17 protein-coding genes are annotated in these 21157 nt (G+C 65.1%); 3 read left to right on the top strand and 14 right to left on the bottom strand.

Features of this window, described 5'->3' with window-relative positions; all coding sequences use genetic code 11:
• Positions 1 to 34: 34 nt before the first annotated feature.
• Entirely contained in the window at positions 35 to 2197 is a 2163-nt protein-coding gene (locus FPZ24_RS13050) for a penicillin acylase family protein (protein WP_146572664.1), read from the top strand.
• A gap of 3 nt (positions 2198 to 2200) precedes the next feature.
• Here the strand turns inward: FPZ24_RS13050 and FPZ24_RS13045 are convergent, their stop codons facing one another.
• Genes FPZ24_RS13045 through FPZ24_RS13025 form a run of 5 tightly spaced genes read right to left on the bottom strand, consistent with a single transcriptional unit; the run spans position 2201 to position 9476 of the window.
• Positions 2201 to 4699: an ABC transporter permease gene (locus FPZ24_RS13045; protein WP_146572662.1), complete on the bottom strand. Its 2499-nt coding sequence runs from the start codon at positions 4697 to 4699 to the stop codon at positions 2201 to 2203.
• Positions 4700 to 4708: 9 nt separating this feature from the next.
• Positions 4709 to 7219, bottom strand: a complete 2511-nt coding sequence (locus FPZ24_RS13040) for an ABC transporter permease (protein ID WP_146572660.1) — start codon at positions 7217 to 7219, stop codon at positions 4709 to 4711.
• A 33-nt stretch (positions 7220 to 7252) separates the two neighbouring features.
• On the bottom strand, positions 7253 to 7933 hold the full coding sequence (locus FPZ24_RS13035; RefSeq protein WP_146572658.1) for an ABC transporter ATP-binding protein: 681 nt from the start codon (positions 7931 to 7933) through the stop codon (positions 7253 to 7255).
• A gap of 5 nt (positions 7934 to 7938) precedes the next feature.
• Complete coding sequence (locus tag FPZ24_RS13030) at positions 7939 to 9264, bottom strand: efflux RND transporter periplasmic adaptor subunit (protein ID WP_240047461.1); 1326 nt, start codon at positions 9262 to 9264, stop codon at positions 7939 to 7941.
• Complete coding sequence (locus FPZ24_RS13025) at positions 9261 to 9476, bottom strand: hypothetical protein (protein WP_146572656.1); 216 nt, start codon at positions 9474 to 9476, stop codon at positions 9261 to 9263. The genes FPZ24_RS13030 and FPZ24_RS13025 overlap by 4 nt, the downstream gene beginning before the upstream one ends.
• Before the next feature lie 136 nt (positions 9477 to 9612).
• Between FPZ24_RS13025 and FPZ24_RS13020 the strand changes: the two genes are divergently transcribed.
• A complete protein-coding gene (locus FPZ24_RS13020; RefSeq protein ID WP_205012840.1) occupies positions 9613 to 10977 on the top strand; it encodes a sigma-54-dependent transcriptional regulator in 1365 nt (454 codons plus the stop codon).
• Positions 10967 to 12286 carry a sensor histidine kinase gene (locus FPZ24_RS13015; protein WP_186728847.1) on the top strand — a complete coding sequence of 440 codons (1320 nt, stop codon included), beginning with the start codon at positions 10967 to 10969 and terminating at the stop codon, positions 12284 to 12286. The genes FPZ24_RS13020 and FPZ24_RS13015 overlap by 11 nt, the downstream gene beginning before the upstream one ends.
• Positions 12287 to 12294: 8 nt before the next feature.
• Here FPZ24_RS13015 and speD read toward each other — a convergent pair whose 3' ends face one another.
• The 9 genes from speD to FPZ24_RS12975 form a co-directional block, all read right to left on the bottom strand.
• A complete protein-coding gene (speD, locus tag FPZ24_RS13010; protein ID WP_146572650.1) occupies positions 12295 to 12660 on the bottom strand; it encodes an adenosylmethionine decarboxylase in 366 nt (121 codons plus the stop codon).
• Positions 12661 to 12668: 8 nt separating this feature from the next.
• Positions 12669 to 14288, bottom strand: a complete 1620-nt coding sequence (locus FPZ24_RS13005) for an FAD-dependent oxidoreductase (RefSeq protein ID WP_146572648.1) — start codon at positions 14286 to 14288, stop codon at positions 12669 to 12671.
• Position 14289: 1 nt separating this feature from the next.
• Entirely contained in the window at positions 14290 to 15828 is a 1539-nt protein-coding gene (locus FPZ24_RS13000) for a polyamine aminopropyltransferase (protein ID WP_146572645.1), read from the bottom strand.
• Between the two features lie 141 nt (positions 15829 to 15969).
• Positions 15970 to 16179, bottom strand: a complete 210-nt coding sequence (locus FPZ24_RS12995; protein WP_146572643.1) for a DUF350 domain-containing protein — start codon at positions 16177 to 16179, stop codon at positions 15970 to 15972.
• A gap of 15 nt (positions 16180 to 16194) precedes the next feature.
• Positions 16195 to 16344, bottom strand: coding sequence for a hypothetical protein (locus tag FPZ24_RS17265; protein ID WP_186728845.1), 150 nt, complete (start codon positions 16342 to 16344; stop codon positions 16195 to 16197).
• A gap of 12 nt (positions 16345 to 16356) precedes the next feature.
• Positions 16357 to 17769, bottom strand: coding sequence for a DUF4178 domain-containing protein (locus FPZ24_RS12990; RefSeq protein ID WP_146572641.1), 1413 nt, complete (start codon positions 17767 to 17769; stop codon positions 16357 to 16359).
• Positions 17766 to 18437, bottom strand: a complete 672-nt coding sequence (locus FPZ24_RS12985) for a DUF4178 domain-containing protein (protein WP_146572639.1) — start codon at positions 18435 to 18437, stop codon at positions 17766 to 17768. The genes FPZ24_RS12990 and FPZ24_RS12985 overlap by 4 nt, the downstream gene beginning before the upstream one ends.
• A gap of 6 nt (positions 18438 to 18443) precedes the next feature.
• On the bottom strand, positions 18444 to 19433 hold the full coding sequence (locus FPZ24_RS12980; protein ID WP_146572637.1) for an SPFH domain-containing protein: 990 nt from the start codon (positions 19431 to 19433) through the stop codon (positions 18444 to 18446).
• Positions 19434 to 19515: 82 nt separating this feature from the next.
• Positions 19516 to 21132 (bottom strand): FAD-dependent oxidoreductase, encoded by a 1617-nt coding sequence (locus FPZ24_RS12975; RefSeq protein WP_146572635.1) that lies wholly within the window; start codon positions 21130 to 21132, stop codon positions 19516 to 19518.
• Positions 21133 to 21157: the final 25 nt, after the last annotated feature.

The raw sequence follows: 21157 nt of genomic DNA, 5'->3' as shown, positions 1-21157 counted from the left end.
GGTCATCTCCCCTGCATCGTATTACGCTCGTGCGATGATTAGCCTCGCCCGCTTGCCGATCCTAGCCCTCGCGCTGCTCGCCACCGCACCGTCGCCATCCGATCCCGACATGACGCGCTGGCGCGCGCAAGCGGCGAACGTCACGATTACGCGCGACGATTGGGGCATCGCACACATCAACGGCAAGACCGACGCCGACGCGGTGTTCGGGATGATCTATGCGCAGGCCGAGGACGACTTTTCGCGGATCGAGGCGAATTATCTGACGGCGCTCGGTCGGACGGCGGAGGCGCCGGGCGCGGACGAAGATGCGGTGTGGGCTGATCTGCGCCAACGGTTGTTCGTCGACCCTGTCGAACTGCAGAAGCAATATGCGGCGAGCCCCGCGTGGCTGAGGAAGCTGATGAATGCGTGGGCGGACGGCCTCAATTTCTATCTGGCGACGCATCCGGCGACCAAGCCGAAGGTGCTGACCAGGTTCGAACCGTGGATGGCGCTGAGCTTCACCGAAGGCAGTATCGGCGGCGATATCGAGCGGATTTCGTTGAGCGAACTCAAGACATTCTACGGCAAGCCGACGCCGAGAACCGCAATGGAAGTGGGGCCGCGCGAACCGACCGGCTCTAACGGTATCGCGATAGCGCCGAAACTGACCAAGGACGGCCACGCGCTGCTCCTGATCAACCCGCACACCAGCTTCTACTTCCGGTCCGAAGCACAAGTGACGAGCAGGGAGGGGCTCAACGCTTATGGGGCGAGCACGTGGGGGCAGTTCTTCGTCTATCAGGGGTTCAATGCGAAGGCGGGGTGGATGCACACGTCATCCACGGTCGACAATGTCGATGAGTTTGCGGAGACGGTGTCGAAAGGCGATCGCCTGATCGCCAGCCTCGGCGTGCCGCTCATGGATGGCAAGATCACCTTGCGGTTTCGCACGGCCAATGGCGGTTGGGGTACGCGTACCTTCGTCACCTATCGGACGAAACATGGGCCGATCGTTGCAGAGCGCGGCGGGAAATGGATCGCCGTTTCGCTGATGTGGAAGCCCATACCTGCGCTCGAGCAGAGCTTCTTGCGCACCAAGGCGACCGATCTCGCCAGCTATCTCGCAGTGGCCGAGCGTAAGGCCAATTCGTCGAACGACACCCTGTTCGCGGACAGCAAGGGCGAGATTGCGTTCCTGATGCCGCAATTCATGCCGGTGCGCGACGGGCGGTTCGACTATACCAAGCCGGTCGATGGCGCGGACCCCGACACCGACTGGAAGGGGCTGCATACGCTGGCGAGCCTGCCCAGCGTCCTCAACCCGAACACGGGCTGGGCGCGCAACACAAACGACTGGCCGTGGCAGGCGGCGGGGGCGGACAGTCCGAAGGCCGCGGACTATCCCAGATATATGGACCAGGTCGGCCCCAACTTTCGCGGGACGCATGCCGACGCGTTGCTGACCGGCAGCACGGGCTGGACGCTCGAGACGCTGCGCGCCGCTGCGTACGACCCGCATCTGCCTGCGTTCGCCGTTCTGATTCCCCGCCTTACCGCCGCGTTCGACGCGCTTCCCGCGAACGATCCGGTACGCGCGCGTCTGGCCGACCCTGTGTCGGCGTTGCGCGGCTGGGACTGTCGCTGGAGCGCCACCTCGACCGAAACGTCGCTCGCTGCGTTCTGGGGGGATGCGCTGCTGCACATGCCGGCGGCGAATTACGAGGAGGCGGGCTTGCCGATCTGGCAGCATCTCCAAAAGGCGGCGCCGCGCGAATTGATCGCCGCGCTCGACATCGCGATCGCGCGATTGACGCGCGAGTTTGGCGGCTGGCGCGTGCCGTGGGGCGAGATCAACCGGTTCCAGCGGCTGGACGACGCGATCTACAATCCGCGCTTCGACGATACGGCGCCGAGTATCGCCGTCCCGTTCACGTCGGCGATCTGGGGCAGCCTCGCCTCGTTCGGCGCGAAGCCGTACCCCGGCACGCGTCGCTGGTACGGGAGCGGCGGCAACAGCTTCGTCGCGTTGGTCGAGTTCGGTCCCCGCGTCCGCGCGATCGCGGTGACGGCGGGCGGCGAAAGCGGCGATCCGCGCTCGCCGCACTTCACCGATCAGGCGCAGCGGTATGCGACGGGCAACCTACGCCCGGTCTATTTCTACCCCGACCAGCTCGCTGGTCATATCGAGCGGCGATACCGGCCGGGGGAATAGGCCTCACTCGTAGCGCAGCGCCTTGACCGGGCTCTGCTGCGCGACGCGCCAGGCATGGCTCGCGATGGTGACGATCGCGACCAGTAACGCCAGCCCACCGGCCATCAGGAACGGCGTCAGCCCGAGCGACATCCGGATATCGAAGGTGTTGAGCCATTCCCGCATCATCCACCACGCTACCGGCCAAGCGATCACATTGGCGATCAGCACGGGCTTGGAGAATTGCCAGACGAGAAGCTGGAGAATGTCGCGGGTCCGCGCGCCCAGCACCTTGCGGATGCCGATCTCCTTGGTCCGCCGTTCCGCCGTAAAGGCGGCGAGCCCGAACAGCCCGAGGCAGCCGATTAACACGGCAAGCAGGGCGAACATGCCGAACAGTTGCGCGCGTTTTTCGTCGGCGTTGTACAGGTCGTGGGTAATGTCCGCGACGAACCGCGCGTTCAACGGCAAGTCGGCGATCGACCGTTTCCATACGCGTTCGACCGTGGCGCGCGCCGCAACGGGATCGCCGGAGAAGCGCACCATCATCTGATTGAAGCCATCCGTCTGGTAGTAATAGAGGATCGGCTGGATCGGTTGACGGATGGTGCGATACCGTACGTCGGACACCACCCCGACGACGGTCGCGGTGGTCAGGCCGGTGTTCAAAGACGTGAACGACAACTGGACTTGTTTGCCGATCGCCGCCTGCGGCGTGGCGAAGCCGAGGCGTTGGGCGGCCTGTTCCGACAGGATCACATTCGTGCCGCGTGCGACAAACGCATTTTCCGCCGTGAGGTCGGGCGGGTTCGGCAACGTCGAGTTGTCGAGCCCGATGGATTCGGAGAAATTCCGTCCGGCGAGCAGCTTCATACCCAACGTATCGAACGCATGCGTATCGACGCCGTAGATGCCGAGGTCGACCGGTTTTTGGCCCGGTACATTGACGTCGCCATCGGTATTATTGCCCGTCGCGATGCCCAGCGAAACCCGCGCGGCATCGGCGATGCCGGGCTGCTTGCGCAATTCCTGCAGCAGCGTGGGTGCGACGGAATCGACCTGTGGGCGCGATATGCCGTTCAGCTGCAGCAACCCGTCGCGCTTGAACCCGGCGTCGACGTTGCGGGCATAAACGGTCTGGCCGTACACCACGGCGGTACAGGCGATCAGACCGATCGATACCGCGAATTGGGTGATCACCAACAGGCTACGCAACCGCCCGTTGCCTTCGGCATCGGCGGCCGATTTGTTGGCCTTGAGGATACGCGCCGGTTCGAACCGCGAGAGGAAGAATGCGGGATAGAGCCCCCCGGCCAGCCCGACGAGCAGCGTGAGCAGGATCACCGGCAACAGGACGCCATGAGCACCCAAATACCGGAAGCTCATATCGGCATCGAGGAAGGCGTTGAGCGGGTGGATGCCAAGTTCGGCCAGCCCGAGCGCGATTAGCATCGCGATGGCGGCGACCATCATCGATTCACCCAGGAACTGACCGACCAATTGCCCGCGGGTCGCGCCCAACACCTTGCGAAGGGCGACTTCGCGCGCACGCTGGGACGCTCGCGCGGTGGCGAGGTTGGTGAAGTTCATGCACGCCATGGCCAGGATCAGCAGCGCGACGACCCCGAAGGTGATGATCGATTGGCGATCGCCGTTGGCGCGCCCCTGGCCGAACGACTTGCTGAGATGGAGGTCGCGGATGTTGGCGAAATGCCAGTTTTCAAAATCTCCGGGATTAGACTTCGGCGTGCTGCCGGCGTCGTCCGGCACGTTGCGCTTTTCCCAAGCCGGAAGTTGCGCTTCCATCGCTGCAATATCGGTGCCGGGCTTGACGCGGGCATAGACCGATCCGTTCTGCCAGTGCCAGGACGTGATCGCTTGGGGAGACTTCTGAAAATACAGTCCCGGATCGATCCGGACGACCATCGTCATGTCGAGCGTGCTGTTCTTGGGCAGATCCTTGAACACGCCCGTCACGCGATAGTCTGTGGTCGTGCCGCCATCGACGATCGTCAGCGTTCTGCCGATCGGGTCGACATCGCCGAACTGATCCCGCGCTTCGGTCTCGCTCAAGACCAGCGAATGCGGATCATCCAGCGCGGTCGTGGGGTTGCCGCGAACGAACGGTACACGCAGCACGTCGAACAGCGCGCCATCGGTCACATAGGGTTTCTTGACGGTGGCCGGCTGGCCGTTCTTGAGAATCGTCGTCGCTTGCGACGATACCCAGACGGCGCGTTCGATTTGCGGGAAATCCTTTTTGATCGCCGCTTCGGCGACATAGGCGGTCGTTTGCGACGTGCCGCCACGACCCCCGGTCGGCGACGGCAGATAAATCGTCTGAAACTGATAGGTGTTTTCCGCATTCGGCAGCCAGGCGTCGTAGCCGAACTCGTACCGGACGAACGTCAGGATGATCAGGCATGCGGCCAGGCCGATCGCCAGTCCGACGATATTGATGAAGGCGTAGGCGCGGCTCTTCAGCAACGCGCGAATGCCGACGATCAGGTAGTTGCGCCACATCGGAGGGTCCTATTCGTAACGGAGGGCGTGGATGGGATTGAGGCGAGCGACGCGGAACGCGTGCGAGGCGATCGTGCTCAGCGCGACGGCGAGCGCGATGATCCCGGCGATCAAGAAGGGGACCGGCGTCAGCGGGATGCGCGTGTCGAAACCGTTGAGCCAATCGCGCATCAGCCACCATGCAACGGGCCACGCGATGATGTTGGCGAGCAAGACCGGTCGGCTGAACTGCCAGACGAGTAGACGGACAATATCTTGCGTCCGCGCCCCGAGCACCTTGCGGATTCCGATTTCCTTGGTCAGCCGTTCGGCCGTGAACACGGCGAGTCCGAACAACCCCATGCAACCGATCACCACCGCGAGCAGCGAAAAGCCCGCGAACAGTATCCCGCGTGCGCTTTCCTGTTGATACTGGCGTTGAACGATATCGTCGGCGAACTCGGCTTTGAACGGCACGAGCGGAATAAGCTGTTTCCACACGCCCTCGATCCGCTGGCGGATGTCGGTTGGTGTGGTACCGGCATAACGGACCGCGACCTGTGCGAACCCGACTCTCTGCATGATATAGACGATGGGCTGCACCGGCTCGCGGAGCGAACGGTATCGCGCGTCGCTGACCACTCCGACGATCGTTGCCGGCACCAGCCCGGCTTCGGGAACGCTCAAGTCGCCACGCATCTCCTTGCCGATCGCGTCTTCCGGTGTCCGAAAACCCAGGCGTTGCGCGGCGGATTGGGTGACAATGACGTTGATCCCGCGCGCAGCCAGCGCGCGTTCTGCATCCAGATCGACCGGCACGGGGGTCGTGGCGTCGTCCTTGCCTTGCATCTCCGAAAAATAGCGACCCGCCAATAGCTTGATACCCATCGCTTCAAGAAACCCGGGCTCGACGCCGTAGGTGCCGAGCGGCACGGAGGTGGGGCTGCCCGGCAGGAAATAATCCGAGATCGAACTGATGGACGATGCGATGCCGATTTGCGTGCGGCCCGCAGCCTGCACGCCCGGAACCCGCCGGATACGCTCAACCAAGGCCTGCGACTGGGCGGTCGATACGCCGCGGAAGCCGACGTTGCCGACCTGGAGAAGCCGGTCGCGTTGATATCCGGCGTCGAGCGTGCGCGCGAACAACGTCTGACCATAGATGATGGCAGTGCAAGCGATCAGCCCGATCGATACGGCGAATTGCACGAGCACCAACAGGTTGCGCAGTCGGCCGGAACCCGCAGCGTCTGCGGACGACTTGTTCGCTTTGAGGATTTTCGCCGGCTGGAAGCGGGAAAGATAGAGCGCCGGATAGAACCCGCCCGCTGCGCCGACCGCCAAGACCAACAGGGCGGCAGGGATCAACACACTCTCCGCCCCGAGATAGCGCAGCGCGATACTGGCATCGAGGAACGAGTTGAAAGCGGGGAGCAGCAGTTCGGCCATGGCGAGCGCGACCAGCATCGCTATTAGTACGAGGAGCGTCGATTCAGCCAGAAACTGCGTGATCAGCTGTCGCCGCGTCGCACCCAGCACCTTGCGCAGCGCCACTTCGCGCGCGCGCTGCGAGGCGCGGGCAGTCGCAAGATTGGTGAAGTTGATCGCTGCCATGCCGAGCACGAGGGCGGCAATCACCGCAAAGGTCGTTACCGTACGTGCGTCGTTGCCGGGCGTCATTCCGAACATCTGGGCTTTGCCGAGATGGACGTTGCTGATGTTCACCAGCGCAAAATCTTCGCCGTCGCCCGGATTCTGTTTCTGTCCGTTGATGACGTCGTCTGGAATGTTTCGCTTTTTCCAGGCCGGCAGTTGGGCGTTGATCAACGCGGCGTCGGCTGCGCTCTTCAACTTGACGAAATTCCACCCCTCGGTGCTCGTCCACCGCGTCAGCTGCCGTTGGCGATCGGCGAATTGCGTGTCGAGGTCGAACCGCGCGATCATGTTCGCGGAGAAGCTGCTGTTCTTGGGAATGTCTTTGAAGACGGAAGTGATGCGATAGTCCACATCACCGGTATTATCGACGATCGTCAGTGTCTTGCCGATTGGATCGGAATCGCCGAACCGGCGCTTGGCCTCGCTCTCGCTAACCGATAGCGAATGGGAATCCGGCAGCGCCTTTGCCGTAGTACCGCGCACCAATGGCAAGTCGAGCACTTCGAACAGATTGCTGTCAGTCATCTGGAGGTCGTTGACCTCGATCGCGCGGCCGTTCTGGATCACGATAGGCGAGAAGGCGCGGACCCAAGCGACCTTTTCGACCTGCGGGAAGTCCTTGGCCAGCGTCCGGCCCGCGACGATCGGGCTCAGCTGCAGGAATTTCTGCTCGCCGCCTTTGCTGGTCGACAGAATGTAATTCTGCAGTTGGAAGGTGCGGTCGGCGTCGGGCAGCCAGCGATCGTAGCTTTGCTCGTAGCGGACATAGAGTAGTATCAACAGGCACGCGGTCAGTCCGATCGTGAGCCCGACGATGTTGATGAACGCATAGGTCTTGTTCTTCGCCAGCGACCGCAGCCCGACCGTCAGATAGTTCCGCCACATCCTTTCGTGCTCCCCTGTATATCCGTCTCCAGCTCAGGCCGCGCGGCGGTGTTGTTGCAGGATGCGGCCGTCGAGCATGTTGACGGTGCGGCTGGCATAGTCGGCGTGGGCGGGGGAGTGCGTGACCATTACGATCGTCGAGCCTTCGGCATTGAGCTTTTGCAGCATCTTCATGACCTCCTCGCCGTGATTGGTGTCGAGGTTGCCCGTCGGTTCGTCGGCCAGGATCAATTTGGGTTCAGCGACGAGCGCGCGGGCGACGGCGACGCGCTGTTGCTGGCCGCCCGACAGCTGGCTCGGTCGGTGCTTGCCGCGATGGCCGATACCGACGCGATCCATTACCGCGTCGGTCCGTTGGCGGCGCTCGGCGGCGGGGACGTTATGGTAGAGCAAGGCAAGTTCGATATTCTCGCGCACCGACAATTCGTCGACCAGATTGAAGCTCTGGAAGATGAAGCCGATATTCGCCTTGCGCACCTCGGCCAGCTTCGCTTCGCTCAGCCCGGCGACTTCCTGGCCGTTGAACACGTACGACCCGCTCGACGGGCTATCGAGCATGCCCATCAGGTTGAGCAGGGTCGATTTGCCGCAGCCCGACGGTCCCATGATCGCAACGAACTCGCCGGCCTCGATGTCGAGGTCGATGGCGTCCAGCGCGGTCGTTTCGATCGTGTCGGTGCGGTAGACTTGCGAGAGGGCGCGCATGTTGAGCATTAAATTCACTCCTTCGCGGTGGACAGGTCGAGCCGATCCTTGTCGGCGAAACCGGTATAGGGGCTGGTGATGACACGCTCGCCGGGGTCGAGCCCATCGAGCACTTCGACATAATCGGGGTTGCGGCGGCCGAGCCGGACCTGGCGCTTGACCGCGCTGCCACCGCCCGGCGCGACGACGAAGATCCAGTTGCCGCCGGTATCGTTGTAGAACGCGCCCGCCGGGATCAGTCGGGCCGGCGCGGGATCGCCGAGCGACAGCTTCGCCTGCAGCGTCTGGCCGCGCTGCAGCCCGGTCGGTTCGGCGCCGGTGAATTGCAGGTCGACCTGGAACTGGTTGTTCTGCACCTGCGGATAGATTTTGGTGATCCGCGCGCGATAGGTCTTGCCGTTCCAGTCGACCGTCGCGGTCTGGTTGATCTGGACGCGGCCGAGATAGAATTCGTCGACCCCGGCCTGCAGCTTGTTCTTGCCGGGGCTGTCGATCTGCCCGATCCGTTCACCGCGCTGGAGCGACTGGCCGATCTGAATCGAGAAGCCCGACAGCTTGCCCGCAACCGGCGCACGCAGGTTGAGCGCGTCCAGGTTGGTGCGCGCGATGCCGAGCCCGGCGCTCATCGACTTCATCGATTCCCGTTGCTGGTCGAGCTGGCTCGATTGCAGCCGTTCGTCGCTCGCCTGGCTGCGCTTGAGCGTCGCGAGGCGGCGTTGCTGATAGAGATAATTGTCGCGCGTATCGTTGAACTGCTTGCCCGACACGAAGCCCTTGGCGGCCAGCGGCTGTTCGCGTTCGAACTGGCGACGCGCGGTGGTGAGCGCTAGGTCGGCGTCGAGGATCGCGCGCTCGTTGGACAGCCTGGTCTGCGACAGCGCGAGTTCCTGGCTGCGCATGTTGTTGATCTGTTGCTCGACTTCGGTCTGGCGGGCGAGGGTGGATAGCTGGAGCTCGGCGTTCGACAGCATCGCGATCGGCTGACCCGCGACGACATCGGCGCCGTCCTCGACCAGGATCTTGTCGACGCGCCCGCCCTCGATCGAATCGATGAAGACGGTCAGCAGCGGCGTGACCCGCGCGCGCAAGGGAATGAAATCCTCGAACGTGCCGGTCTTGACCTCGGAAATCGTCAGCCGGTCCATCGTCACGGTCTGCGACCCGGCGCGCGGCGCGAACCACCAGAACAGCAAAGCCGCCAGCAGCACGGCGCCGCCGCCGATCGCCAGCTTCATGGTGCGCGACAGACCGCGACGTTCGACAACGCGGTCCATCCCGCTGCCGCTGACCGCGCCTTCGCCGCCGCCTGATAGCGCCCGCTTCAACGGAGAGATGCTCACTTGTCGTCACTCCCCGTGGCTAAAGAGTGTCCGTTTCCGGACACGAATGTCCGGAAACGGACAGTATCGCGCTGGAACGAGAAGGCGATCCTGACCGAGGAAATCTGGATCGCCGCGCTCCAATGCGACGCCGGTTGGACGGCCCACAGCCCACTCGCGCCGAGAATCGCGAGTGCCCAGAGCAATCTGTGCTTGGGCTGCGTGTCGTCCATCGGTTTGCATCCTCCCATGTGGTTTGCCCGACCTCTTCAGCACGATGCGTGCCAACCGCCCGCGCAACGAGGCTAGCCGCCACTGGCACGGATTTTGATTGTCCGATTTCGCACAGTGATTGTACGAAAGCGGGCGATGGGGATGGCGGATTTCGATTGTTGCATCATCGTCGATGACGACGAGGACATCCTGGTCGCCGCACGGCTGGCGTTGCGCGGGCTGTTCCGCGAGATCGTCACGGTCTCTTCGCCGGACAAGGCGCTGGCGGCCGCCGCGGGTCGGTCGCCCGACGTCATTCTGCTCGACGCCAATTTCGCGCGCGGGGCGACCGATGCGCAGGAAGGGCTGGCGCTGCTCGACCAACTCCTCGCCGCCGATCCGGAAGCGATCATCGTGATGATCACCGCCCATGCCGGCGTGAACGTCGCGGTCGATGCGATGAAGCACGGCGCGACCGATTTCGTGTCGAAGCCGTGGGAGAACGACCGGCTCGTCCAGACCGTCCGCACCGCCGCGGCGTTGCGCCGGTCGCGCCGCGCGGCGCCCGCAGGTCAGGCGGCGTCGTCGAATGGCGCACCGCTGATCGGGTCGGCCCCGGCGATGGCGCGCGTGCATTCGCTGATCGCGCGCGCCGCGCCGACCGACGCCAATGTGCTCGTGCTGGGGGAGAACGGGACGGGCAAGGAACTCGTCGCGCGTGCGCTTCACGACCAGTCTTTGCGTGCGGCCAAACCGATGGTGACGGTCGATCTCGGCGCGATCGCGACCGAACTGATCGACTCCGAACTGTTCGGCCATGTGAAGGGCGCATTCACCGACGCGCGCGCCGACCGTATCGGGCGGATCCAGGCAGCGGACGGCGGGACCTTGTTCCTCGACGAGATCGGCAACCTGCCGCTCCACCTCCAGCCGAAATTGCTGACCGCACTCGAACAGCGTCAAGTGACCCCGGTCGGTGCGAACAAGGCGGTGCCGGTCGATATTCGCGTAATCGCGGCGACCAACATGACGACCACGATGCTGCGCGACCCGCGCAGTTTCCGACAGGATTTGCTGTTCCGGCTCAACACGGTCGAGATCGACTTGCCGCCGCTACGCGACCGGCGCGAGGACATTCCGGCGCTGATCGACCATTATCTCGCGCATTACGCCGCGCGCTACGGTCGTACACACTCGACGGTGCCGCCAGAAACGCGCGCGGCGCTGGTCCATCATGACTGGCCCGGTAATGTTCGTGCGCTACGCCACGCCGTCGAGCGTGCGGTGATCCTGGCGGGCGACGCGCCGCTCACGCCCGATCATTTCGCCCTGCTCCCGAACGAGCCGGCACTACGAATGACGACCGCATCGTCGGCGCCCGACCTCAACCTCGATCGGGTCGAGCGACGGCTGGTCGAGGAAGCGCTGAAGAAGCACGGCTACAATATTTCCGCCGCGGCGCAGGAACTCGGCGTGTCGCGTGCCGCGCTATATCGCCGGATGGAAAAGCATGGGCTTTGACGGTCGTTTCACGCTGGTTCTGATCGGCTGGATTGCGGCGTTATTGGCGACCTTGGTCGCGCTGGCCTTTGCCATTGCGACGCCCGATCTGGCGGCGGCGCGGATCGTCGCCGTGGCGCTGGTGATCGGCGCGGGGTACGGCGTCGCACGCCATGTCGATCGCACCAACCGCACGGTCGGCCGCTTCGTCGAGGCATTGCATTTCGGCGATTTCGCGACGCGCTTCGATCGCCGCGGCGGGGTCGGGTTCGCGGCCCTCGGCCAGTCGCTCGACGAAGCGATGCGGCGACTCCAAGCGCAACGCGACCGCGCCGCCGACGAGCAGCGTTTTCTCGAAACGCTCGTCGATGACATGCCCGTGGCGCTGCTGACGATCGATCATCGCGGCGCGGTGCAACTCGCCAATAAGGCGGCGCGGCGGTTGTTCGCCGGGCATGGCGGCACGCGTCCGGCCGACTTCGCGGTTTATGGCGAGACTTTTGCCGCGCGATTGGCCGAAGATGGCGAGCGATCCGCCGAACTCCTACTGCTCCGCTCCTCGACCGGGCCGCAACGCGCGATCGTTCGCAGCGCCAGCCTGGAGCGGCTGGGCCTCACCAGTCGCGCGGTCACGGTCGAGCCGGTCCAGGGCACGCTCGACGCGATCGAAATGGCGACGCAGACCGATCTGGTCCGCGTCCTGACGCACGAGATCCTCAATTCGCTGACCCCCGTGACGTCGCTGGCGTCGTCGGCAGCCGCAGTGCTCGACGACGATCCGCCGGACCTCGATCTGGCGCGCACCGCCGTCGGCACGCTCGCGCGTCGCGCCGAGGGGCTGGAGCATTTCATTCGATCGTATCGCACCGTCGCCAACGTACCAGACGTGCGGCTGAAGCAGTTTCAGGCCGAGCCGTTCCTGCGCGATCTCGACCGCTTGTTCGCCGCCGACTGGCCCGATTTGCAACTGGACATCACGGTCACGCCCGATCTGGTGATCGATGCCGATCCCGATCTGCTCGCGCAGGCGGTCATCAACCTACTCCGCAACGCGGCGCAGGCAACGCGCGAGGCCGGGCGGGGTTCACAGATTACGCTGACGGTGGCTGGCGATAACGGCGTTGCGAAGCGCCTGACCCTCGCTGATTCGGGGAACGGCATTCCGGAGCCGCAGCGCCGCGACATCTTCCTGCCGTTCTACACGACCCGCGCACAGGGCACCGGCGTCGGGCTCAACCTGGTCCGCCAGATCGTCATCGCGCACGGCTGGACGATCGACGTCGCGGAGGCGCCGGGCGGCGGGGCGGAGTTCCGGCTGTATCTGGGATGACGCGCGGTTCACACCGCGATGGGTGGCACCACGCCGAAGCCGCGCGCAAATCGTCGCTCCTCGACGCGGCGCGCGTTCAGCGCGGTCGACAACGCGCGCAGCCCGGCGTCGAGATCGTGCTTCTGCCCGCACAGGAACATGTCGACCGCCGCGTAGCCGCGCTCCGGCCAGCTGTGGATCGAGATGTGCGATTCGGCGAGCAGCGCGACACCGGTGACACCCTGATCGGTGCCGAAGCCGTGGACGTGGAGCGCGAGCAACGTCGCGCCCGACGCGACGACGCTCGCCCGCAGCGCGGCTTCGATCCGTGCTTCGTCGGCGAGGTGGTCGCACTCGAACAAATCGGCGAGGAGGTGGGTGCCCGTGAAATCCACGACGCTTCCTAGGCCAGCGCGGACGAATGCGGAATAGCGAGATGCGTCATCGCATCTTCCGCCGCGCGGGTGCCGCGGTAGTGCGCCTCCTCGAACAGCGAGAGCCCGCTGAGATCGGAGTGCGCATAGAATAACGGCGGCTGCGGCTTGGCGGCGGCTTCGCGTGCGCCGCTCCAGAAGAAGCCGGGGGTCGGACGGATCATCGCATGCCCCCAGCGCCAGACGTCGATCCGCCGGATCGCACCCTTCAGGTCGGGGTTGGTCTGCAGCAAATCGTCGCGGATCATGTCCTGCCAATACTCAAGCGGCTGCTTTAGCATTTCCCGACGCGCGTCGGCGGGCGACATGTCGGACAGCGGCAGATACCAGCTGAGCACGGTCGCCTGCGGCACGCGATCGAGCGCCTGGTGCGTATCGACGACATAGCCGAGCGAGCGACTGGTCCACGACACGTTGTCCCACGCGCGCTCGAAGCCCGGGCCGGCGGGTGGCCGGTCGACCGTTACCGCCGCCACGACCCACGGCGCATAGTCGAACCCGGTCGTGTCCATACCGCCCGGCACGATCCGCGCGGTCACGAAGTGTGGGGTCGCCAGGATCGCCGCCTCGGCCTCGATCGCGACGCCCTTGCCCGTGGCGACGTCGAGGCAATCGATCCGCACGCCGGTTCCGCTCGGCGTGACGCGGTGGACGATCCGGCCGCAGGTCAGGTTGGCCTTCAGCCGTGCCGCCATCCGCCCCACCAGATGGCCGTTACCCTCGGGCCAGGTCAGCACGGCGTCGGGATCGGCGTTGGCGGCATGGCCGCGGCGGCTGGCGAAATAGTGGATGCCGGCCCAGGCCGAAACCTGGTCGGGCTCCGTTCCGTAATCGTCGCGGCAGGCGTATCGGACATGCCCGCGCAGGATCGGCGAGGTCCAGTGTTGCTGGTCGAGCCAGTGCGTGAAGCTGACCGTGTCGAGCGCGAGCAGGTCGGGGTCGCGGGAACTCAGTTCCATCGGGATCGCGAAGGCCGGCTTGCCGCTCGCGTCGCGGCGGTCGCTATAGGCCTTCATCGCCGCGAAGAACGCCTTGAGGTCGGCTGCGTCTTTCGCGGTCAGGCCTTTTTGCGGGACGAGCCCGTCCTGCCATTTGCCGAGATAGAGCAAGCGTTCGTCGGGGTCGGCGACGATCTGATAGGGATCGTAGATCGGCTTGCCGTCCTGCCATCCGGTCAATATGCTGAGCTGTTCGAGCAGACGGATGACGCCCTTCGCCTCCGCGTTCGGCAACGGCAGGTAATGTGCGCCGAGCGGGTAAGCGGACACCGCATTCTTCCCCGACCGCGCATTGCCGCCGGTGCGGTCCTCGAGCTCGAACAGGCGGAAGTCGCCGATCCCCGCATCGGCGAGCGCCCACGCCGCCGACAGCCCCGCGACGCCGCCGCCGACGATCGCGATGCGGTTTTTTTCGATCGTCTCAGCCGGCGGAAACGTGCCGCCGCGCAGCTTGTGGCCGCGCGTGAAATCAGCGCCGCCGAGCGTGCCGGGGATCGTCTCGTCGCCCGGCATCAGCGCCACCGCGCCCGCGCCGATCGCGGCGGCGCCGGCGACCGATCCGGCGATCAAGGTCCGGCGCGAAACGGCCATGTCAGCTTTCGTAGACCGCCCACTCGGCCTCGAACTCGCGGACCAAAGCCTGGTTGTCGAGCCGGTTCACCGGGGTCGGCCGGCGCGCCATGTCGGGCGGGAAGAAGAAGGCGAGGCCGTCGGCGTTGGGCGTCAGGAACTTGAGCCCCGCGGGCAGCGGCCCGGGCTTGCCGATCGGTCGGTTCGACGCGAGCACGAAGCCCCACTCCCCGAAGCTCGGAACGTACACGTGATAGCCGCGCGTCGTCAGTCCTGCGGCCTCCAGTGTGGTCGATACGGTCCAATAGGCGTTGGGCGCGACGAGCGGCGAGGTGCTTTGCACGCTCATCACCGCACCGGGATTCAATGCGCGGGCGAGTTCGCGGTAGAAGCTGACGGTGTAGAGCTTGCCGATCGCGAAATTGGTCGGGTCGGGGAAATCGACCAGCACGGCGTCGAAGCCGCGTCGATTGTCGCGCAGCCAGCTGAACGCGTCGGCGGTGACGACCCGGACCTTGGGCGACAGCAGCGACCCTTTGTTGAGCGTCAGCAGCATTGCGCTCTTCGAAAACAACTGCGTCATCGCCGGGTCGAGATCGACCAAAGTCACCGACCGCACGCTGGGATATTTGAGGATTTCGCGCACCGCGAGCCCGTCGCCGCCGCCGAGCACGAGTATGTCGCGCGGATTGTTCGCGCGGCTCAGCACCGGATGCACCAGCGCCTCGTGATAGCGATATTCGTCGCGCGACGAGAATTGGAGGTTGCCGTTGAGGAACAACCGTAGATCGCCGCCGCGTTTGGTGATGACGATGCGCTGATACGGCGTCGCGTCGGCATAGATGATGGGGTCGCCATAGGCCGCCACCTCCGCGGTGCGTTCGATCCGCTCGGACGCGAAGAAGCCGGCGATCAGGACGACCGCGACGATGATCGCGACGGCGAGTTCGACCGTCAGCCGCCGCCGCTCGGGCAGTGCGACGATCACCGCGATGGCCACCGCGACGTTGGCGAGGCCGAACACGAACCCGGTGCGGATCAGGCCGAGGTGAGGCACCAGCAACAACGGGAACAGCAACGATGCCGCGAGCGCGCCGATATAGTCGAAGGTCAGCACCTTCGAGACCAGATCGCCGAACTCCAGACGGTCCTTCAGGATGCGCATCAGCAGCGGGATTTCGAGCCCGACCAGCCCTCCGATCGCGAACACCAGGCCGTAGAGCGGCAACCGGAAATCCTGTACGCGATCGAAGATGAGGAACAGCAGAGCTGCCGACGACCCGCCGATCGCGGCGATCAGCACCTCGACCCGCACGAAGATCGCGAGTTCGCCTTTCTTCACATAACGCGAACACCACGAGCCGACGCCCATCGCGAACAGATACGTGCCGATGATCGTCGAGAATTGGGTGACGCTGTCGCCGAGCAGATAGCTGGCCAGCGTTCCCGCGAGCAATTCGTAGATCAGGCCGCAGGTCGCAACGACGAACGCCGAGACGAGCAGCAAACCGCCAATCCGCGTGGGACGGCTATCTAGTTTATTCGGATTCGCCCCAGCCATATACTCTACCCGTCATGCCGGGCTGGTCCCGGCATCCGCCGTGCAACCACGGCTGAATTCCAGTGTGGCGCGGCGGACCCCGGCACAAGGCCGGGGTGACGTTGTACTTTGTCCGATCCCGTTAGAAGCAAACCGAACTGATCAGCCATGAATGGCGGAAGCGATGATCAGCGCCATCGAAATCGCGATCGCGCCGCAGAAGATCGCGAGCGCGACGTTCTTTTCGCGACAGATCTCACCCCACATATCGACCGGCGTGATCTTGTCCCACAGCCAGAACCCGCCGAGCAGGATGATCAGCCCGATGAACGTGTAGAGCAGGGTGGTGACGAGTATCGGAATGGAGATCATTTTTCCCTCCTTTGTTTATTTATGGGTGGGGCCGTAGCCGCCGAACATCATCGGCCCGCGCGCACCCGCGCTGGCGAAGGGCGAATAGCCGTCGCGGATCGCGAAGACCGACAGGCCGACGACGCCTAGACAGAACAGGCCATAGATCAGGGCGTGTCGCGTCATGTTGCCGAACCCTCAGTCGTCATCGTCATCGTCGTCGCTCCCGCTCGACAGCACGGCCTTGCGGCGCTTTTCGAAGCCCAGATGGCGGAACAGCACGATGATCGGCCAGATCAGGATCAGCAGCAGCCCGAGCACGACATTGCCGCCGAACAGCCCGCCGCGATCGACCGTCACCGTGACCGGCACCGTCACGCCGCCGGTGCTGCTGCTGCCCCAGCCGCCATCGGCGAAACCATGGCCGCCCATCAGGCTGGTGTCGGTCACCGGCGTACTCGAACTCGCCCCCGCGCCGTTCCACTTGTGCGCCGACACCGTGACGACGACATCGTATTTGCCGCCGGGGATGCTCGAGAAGTCGGTCGTCGGGCGCCGATCGCCCTCGGTCCACGGCCCGTCGCTGTCGCTCCCCGAATAATATTCGGCGGTGCCGTAACTGTCGATGCTGTCCTGGGTCTTCTGGTCGGTCAGCGAGTAATCGAGATCGACCCAGCTATTGTCGAGGCTCGATGCCTCGGCGTCGATTTCGACCCGGTTGCGGCCCGGCGGCAGGACGACGTCCTTGATGACCAGGGTCTTTTCGGGCCCGTCGAGCACGGCGTCGATGCTCGACGTCGCGATACGCTGTTGGCTGCCCGCCATGCCGGAGATGACGAACAACGTGACCGCCGCGATCAGGCCGATCACCCAGGCTTCGAACAACTGCGCCTTGAACGGGGAGCGTTCGTGCGGTGCCGGGTGGCTGTATTCCTTGCGGCGCGGGGCGATGCCGAACGCGGCCTCCGCCTCGCCCCAGTCGAGCATGTCGAGTCGCGTCCAGGTGCGTTCGCCCTGGTAATCCTCGCACGCCAGCATCGTGCCGGGCGTGACATAGTCGGTCTCCTCGACCGTTTCGCCGACCTGGACGCGCCAGTAGAATTCGCCGACGACGAAAATCGTGTGGACCGGATAGGGATCGCCGAAGCGCGAGACGTTCAGCCCGTCGACCGACAGGCCAAGTCCCCAATGCGACGTCGGCAATTTGTCGAGCAGGAAGCCCAGATTGAACCGCCGCCCGTCGTCGACCAGGAAGGCGTAGCCCTCATAGGGGTTGAACAGCAGATATTCGGCCCAGGTGACCTCTTCGTCGGTTCGCTCCTGATAGCCGACGACTTCCCAGGTCTTGCCCTTGAGGACGCCGCGCGTGCCGAGCGGGATTTCGGGCGTCTTGAGCGCCTGATCCGCCTTGGCGATGACCTGGAGATCGGGGCTAGTCGCGTCGAGCGTCGATCCGCAATGGCTGCAGATCACGCTGACCGTCGTGCCGGCGACGCGGATATCGACGGTGCCGCCGCAATTGGGGCAGTTGACCGGTTTGACCGTCGATGGCGGCGGGGCGGGCGGTGCCGCCGGCGTCGCGGGCGCGTCGAGCGGCGGCGTGTCGGTCACGCTTTATACGCCGGCATCGGCCAGCCCTCGAACTCGCGCAAGCCCGTCGCGGCGATGTCGGCCAGCGAGACATATTGCCCGGCATAGACCTCAACGTCTTCGTCCCCGGCGCGCTGGATGCTCGCGCAATGCTCGTCGGCGGACATCAGGTCGACGCTCCACGCCGACAGGCCGAGCGAGTTGAATGGCAGCTCGCCCTCGCTCGCGACGCACGACACCTTCTTCACGTCGCTCGCCCAATATTCGACATTGTCGATCATCGCCTGCGTGCCCGGCATGACGGTGAACCCGGATTGGAGCAGCTTCACGACATCCGACACGACGTGCGACAGATCGACCTGGCGAAGCAGCATATAGCGGCCCATCGATTCGCCCAGCCAGCCGGTCGAGCCGTCGTCGAAATAGGCCAGCCACTCGTTCCACGCGCCGTCGTCATAGCGCCAGCGCACCCGCCCGATCAGGTCGAAGCTGCGCGCGCCGACGCGTCCGTGGACGCCGAGCTGGAGCGGGCTGACGTCGTCGGGAACGTCGGCGACCTTGCCCATCGCCGCCAGATTGCCGCCGGTCCGCAACACCGCGCTATGGCAATAGTCGCACACCTTCACCGGCAGGTCGGCCGACCGGAACGCGATCGGCGCGCCGCAATTGGGGCAGGAAGCGCGCAGCATCGTCGCCTAGATCTTCGCGAGCAGCTCTGCCTTCTTGGCGTCGAACTCTTCCTGGCTGAGCGCGCCGATCGTGACCAGTTTGTGGAGCTTTTCGATCTGCTCATACGGATCGACCGCCGCCGCGCCGCCGCCGCCGCCCGTATTGCCGCCGAGCACGCCCGCCATCTGCTGACCCATTGCCAGCCCGGCCGCGGCGGTCGCGCCGATCCCGGCCATGCCGCCTTCGTTCGCCGCCGCGGTCTTGATCGAATCCGCCGCCTGGAACTTGGCATATTGGTCGAGGTTGCCGACGACGCGCGCCTGGCTGCCCTTGTCGAGATATTCCTGCACGTTGTCGGGCAGCGACACGCTCTCGACGAAGAACGTGCGGCACGACAGGCCCCATTCGGCGAAGGCGGTATCGACCGATGCCTTCAGTTTCTCCGACAGCGCCTGCTGGTTCGCCGCCAGATCGAGGAACGCGATGTCGCTGCCGCCGAGCGCAGTCGCGATCGCTTGGTTGATTACGGCGCGCAGTTGCTGGTCGAGGTCGGCCGTCGTCAGCCGGTCGAGCGAGCCCATCATCTTGGTGCCGAACACCGCGACGTCCTCGACCCGGAACGAATAGGTGCCGAACGCGCGGATGCGGATCGCGCCGAATTCCTTGTCGCGCACCGTGATCGGCTGCGGCGTGCCCCATTTCAGCCCGGTCTGTTCGCGCAGCGTGAAGAAATAGACGTCGGCCTTGAACGGCGACTGGAACCCCTTGTCCCAGTTCATGATCGCGGTCAGCAGCGGCAGGTTCTGCGTGGTCAGCGTATGCTGCCCGGCCTTGAAGGCGTCGGCGAGCTGGCCCTCGTTGTAGAACATCGCGACCTGGCCTTCGCGCACGGTCAGCTGGCCGCCGTTCTGGATCTCGCGGTCCTGCATCGGATAGCGGATCGCGAGCACACCGGGCTCGTCGACCCAATCGATGACATCGACCAACTGCTTCTTGAGAAAATCACCCAGGCCCATCGTGTCCTCCAATGCAGAACCCGCAATGTAACAACCGTTGGGGCGGGGGAGTAGGGGAATCTGCGTGGCGCGCGGATGCCGTCTAGCGGTTGAGGAATTCCCAGACGCGGGAAATGACCACCGATCCCTCGCCGACCGACGAGGCGACGCGCTTGACCGAGCCGGAACGGACGTCGCCGACCGCGAAGATGCCGGGGCGGGACGTACAATAAGGCGACGCGCCGCCGACCGCGTCGCCGGTCAGCACGAAGCCCTTATCGTCGAGCTCGACCAGGCCCGAGAGCCAGCCGGTATTGGGCGCCGCGCCGACCATCACGAACAGCGCGCAGGCATCGACCGATCGCTCGGTGCCGTCGTTCGCGTTGCGGATCGTGACCTGTTCGAGCGCGTCGTCTCCCTTCAGGCATGTGACCTCGGCACCATATTCGATCGTGATCGCCGGGTCCGCTTCCAGCCGGCTCGACAGGTAGCTCGACATCGAACTCGCCAGCGACGATCCGCGCACCAGCAGCCGGACATGCGCGGCGGTGCGGCACAGGAACATCGCGGCTTGTCCCGCCGAATTGCCGCCGCCGATGATCAGCACCTCGGAGTCGCGGCAATAGCGCGCCTCCATCTCGGTCGCGGCGTAATAGACGCCCGCGCCTTCGAAATCGGCGAGCCGCTCGATCGGCAGGCGGCGATACTGGACGCCGGTCGCGACGACGACCGCGCCGGCACTGACGCGGCGGCCGTTGTCGAACGTCGCGCAGAACCGGCCGCTATCGAGCTCCTCCAGCATCGTGACGCGGCGCGGCATCGCGAACTGCGTGCCGAACTTCATCGCCTGGATTTCGCCGCGCCAGACCAGGTCGGCGCCCGAAATACCGGTTGGGAAACCCATGTAATTCTCGATGCGGCTCGACGTCCCCGCCTGACCCCCGATCGCGGTGTCTTCGATGACGAGGGCGTTGAGGCCTTCCGCGCCGGCATAGACGCCCGCCGCCACGCCGGCCGGACCGCCGCCGACGATCAGGACGTCGAATTCCTGGTCGTCGGCGAAATCGTGGTTGAGCCCGAGCAGCCGCGCGATCTTGCCCGGCGTGGGATCGGTGATCACGGTGTCGCGGCCGAAGATCACCGCGGGTTCTTCCGCTGGGATGCCGCAATTGGCGGCGATGGCTGCGGCTTCGTCCGATCCGAGCGCGAGCGAGCTGAAGGGCAGGCGGTTGCGGCTGACGAATCCGGCGACGCGCCGGACGTCGCGGTTGGCATCCTCGCCGATCAGGACCAGCGAGCTGTCGCGCGATTCGAGCTGGCGGCGGCGGCGTGCGGACAGCACGGTGATGACGATGTCCGACATTTCGGGGATCTGCGACATCAGCCGCAGCATGTCGGCGCGCGGCACTTCGAGCACCCGCGTGTCGCGCGCCGCGCGCATCGGCAGCGACCAATTGCCGCCGCTCAGGAACGCGATTTCGCTCATGAATTGGGTCGGACCGAGCGTGGCGGGGAGCAGGCGTTCGTCGGTGAACGGATTGACGACTTCGATCTCGCCATCCTCGACATAGACGAAGCGGTCGATCGGCTCGCCGGGACGGGACAGGAAGTCGCCTTCCGCATAATCCACCACGCTGCCGACCGCGCGCAATGCCGACACGTGCGAGGCGGCGAGCGGTACGCGCTGCATCTCGCGCAAATCGCGGCCGATCGTTTCCACTGTCAGCGTCCTCCGTCTATCGGCC

The organism is Sphingomonas panacisoli (assembly GCF_007859635.1).
Taxonomy (GTDB): Bacteria; Pseudomonadota; Alphaproteobacteria; order Sphingomonadales; family Sphingomonadaceae; genus Sphingomonas; species Sphingomonas panacisoli.
The sequence above is the reverse complement of the archived record's forward strand: the minus strand, read 5'-3'. Positions and strand labels throughout refer to the sequence as shown.

Bases quoted from the DNA above. Each gene is read 5' to 3' on its own strand.
- FPZ24_RS13025 (WP_146572656.1), bottom strand. From the start codon at position 9,476: ATGGACGACACGCAGCCCAAGCACAGATTGCTCTGGGCACTCGCGATT.
- FPZ24_RS17265 (WP_186728845.1), bottom strand. From the start codon at position 16,344: ATGACGCGACACGCCCTGATCTATGGCCTGTTCTGTCTAGGCGTCGTC.
- FPZ24_RS13005 (WP_146572648.1), bottom strand. From the start codon at position 14,288: ATGGCCGTTTCGCGCCGGACCTTGATCGCCGGATCGGTCGCCGGCGCC.
- FPZ24_RS13035 (WP_146572658.1), bottom strand. From the start codon at position 7,933: ATGCTCAACATGCGCGCCCTCTCGCAAGTCTACCGCACCGACACGATC.
- FPZ24_RS12980 (WP_146572637.1), bottom strand. From the start codon at position 19,433: ATGGGCCTGGGTGATTTTCTCAAGAAGCAGTTGGTCGATGTCATCGAT.
- FPZ24_RS12995 (WP_146572643.1), bottom strand. From the start codon at position 16,179: ATGATCTCCATTCCGATACTCGTCACCACCCTGCTCTACACGTTCATC.
- FPZ24_RS12985 (WP_146572639.1), bottom strand. From the start codon at position 18,437: ATGCTGCGCGCTTCCTGCCCCAATTGCGGCGCGCCGATCGCGTTCCGG.
- FPZ24_RS13050 (WP_146572664.1), top strand. From the start codon at position 35: ATGATTAGCCTCGCCCGCTTGCCGATCCTAGCCCTCGCGCTGCTCGCC.
- FPZ24_RS13020 (WP_205012840.1), top strand. From the start codon at position 9,613: ATGGGGATGGCGGATTTCGATTGTTGCATCATCGTCGATGACGACGAG.
- FPZ24_RS13040 (WP_146572660.1), bottom strand. From the start codon at position 7,219: ATGTGGCGGAACTATCTGACGGTCGGGCTGCGGTCGCTGGCGAAGAAC.
- FPZ24_RS13015 (WP_186728847.1), top strand. From the start codon at position 10,967: ATGGGCTTTGACGGTCGTTTCACGCTGGTTCTGATCGGCTGGATTGCG.
- FPZ24_RS13045 (WP_146572662.1), bottom strand. From the start codon at position 4,699: ATGTGGCGCAACTACCTGATCGTCGGCATTCGCGCGTTGCTGAAGAGC.
- FPZ24_RS13000 (WP_146572645.1), bottom strand. From the start codon at position 15,828: ATGGCTGGGGCGAATCCGAATAAACTAGATAGCCGTCCCACGCGGATT.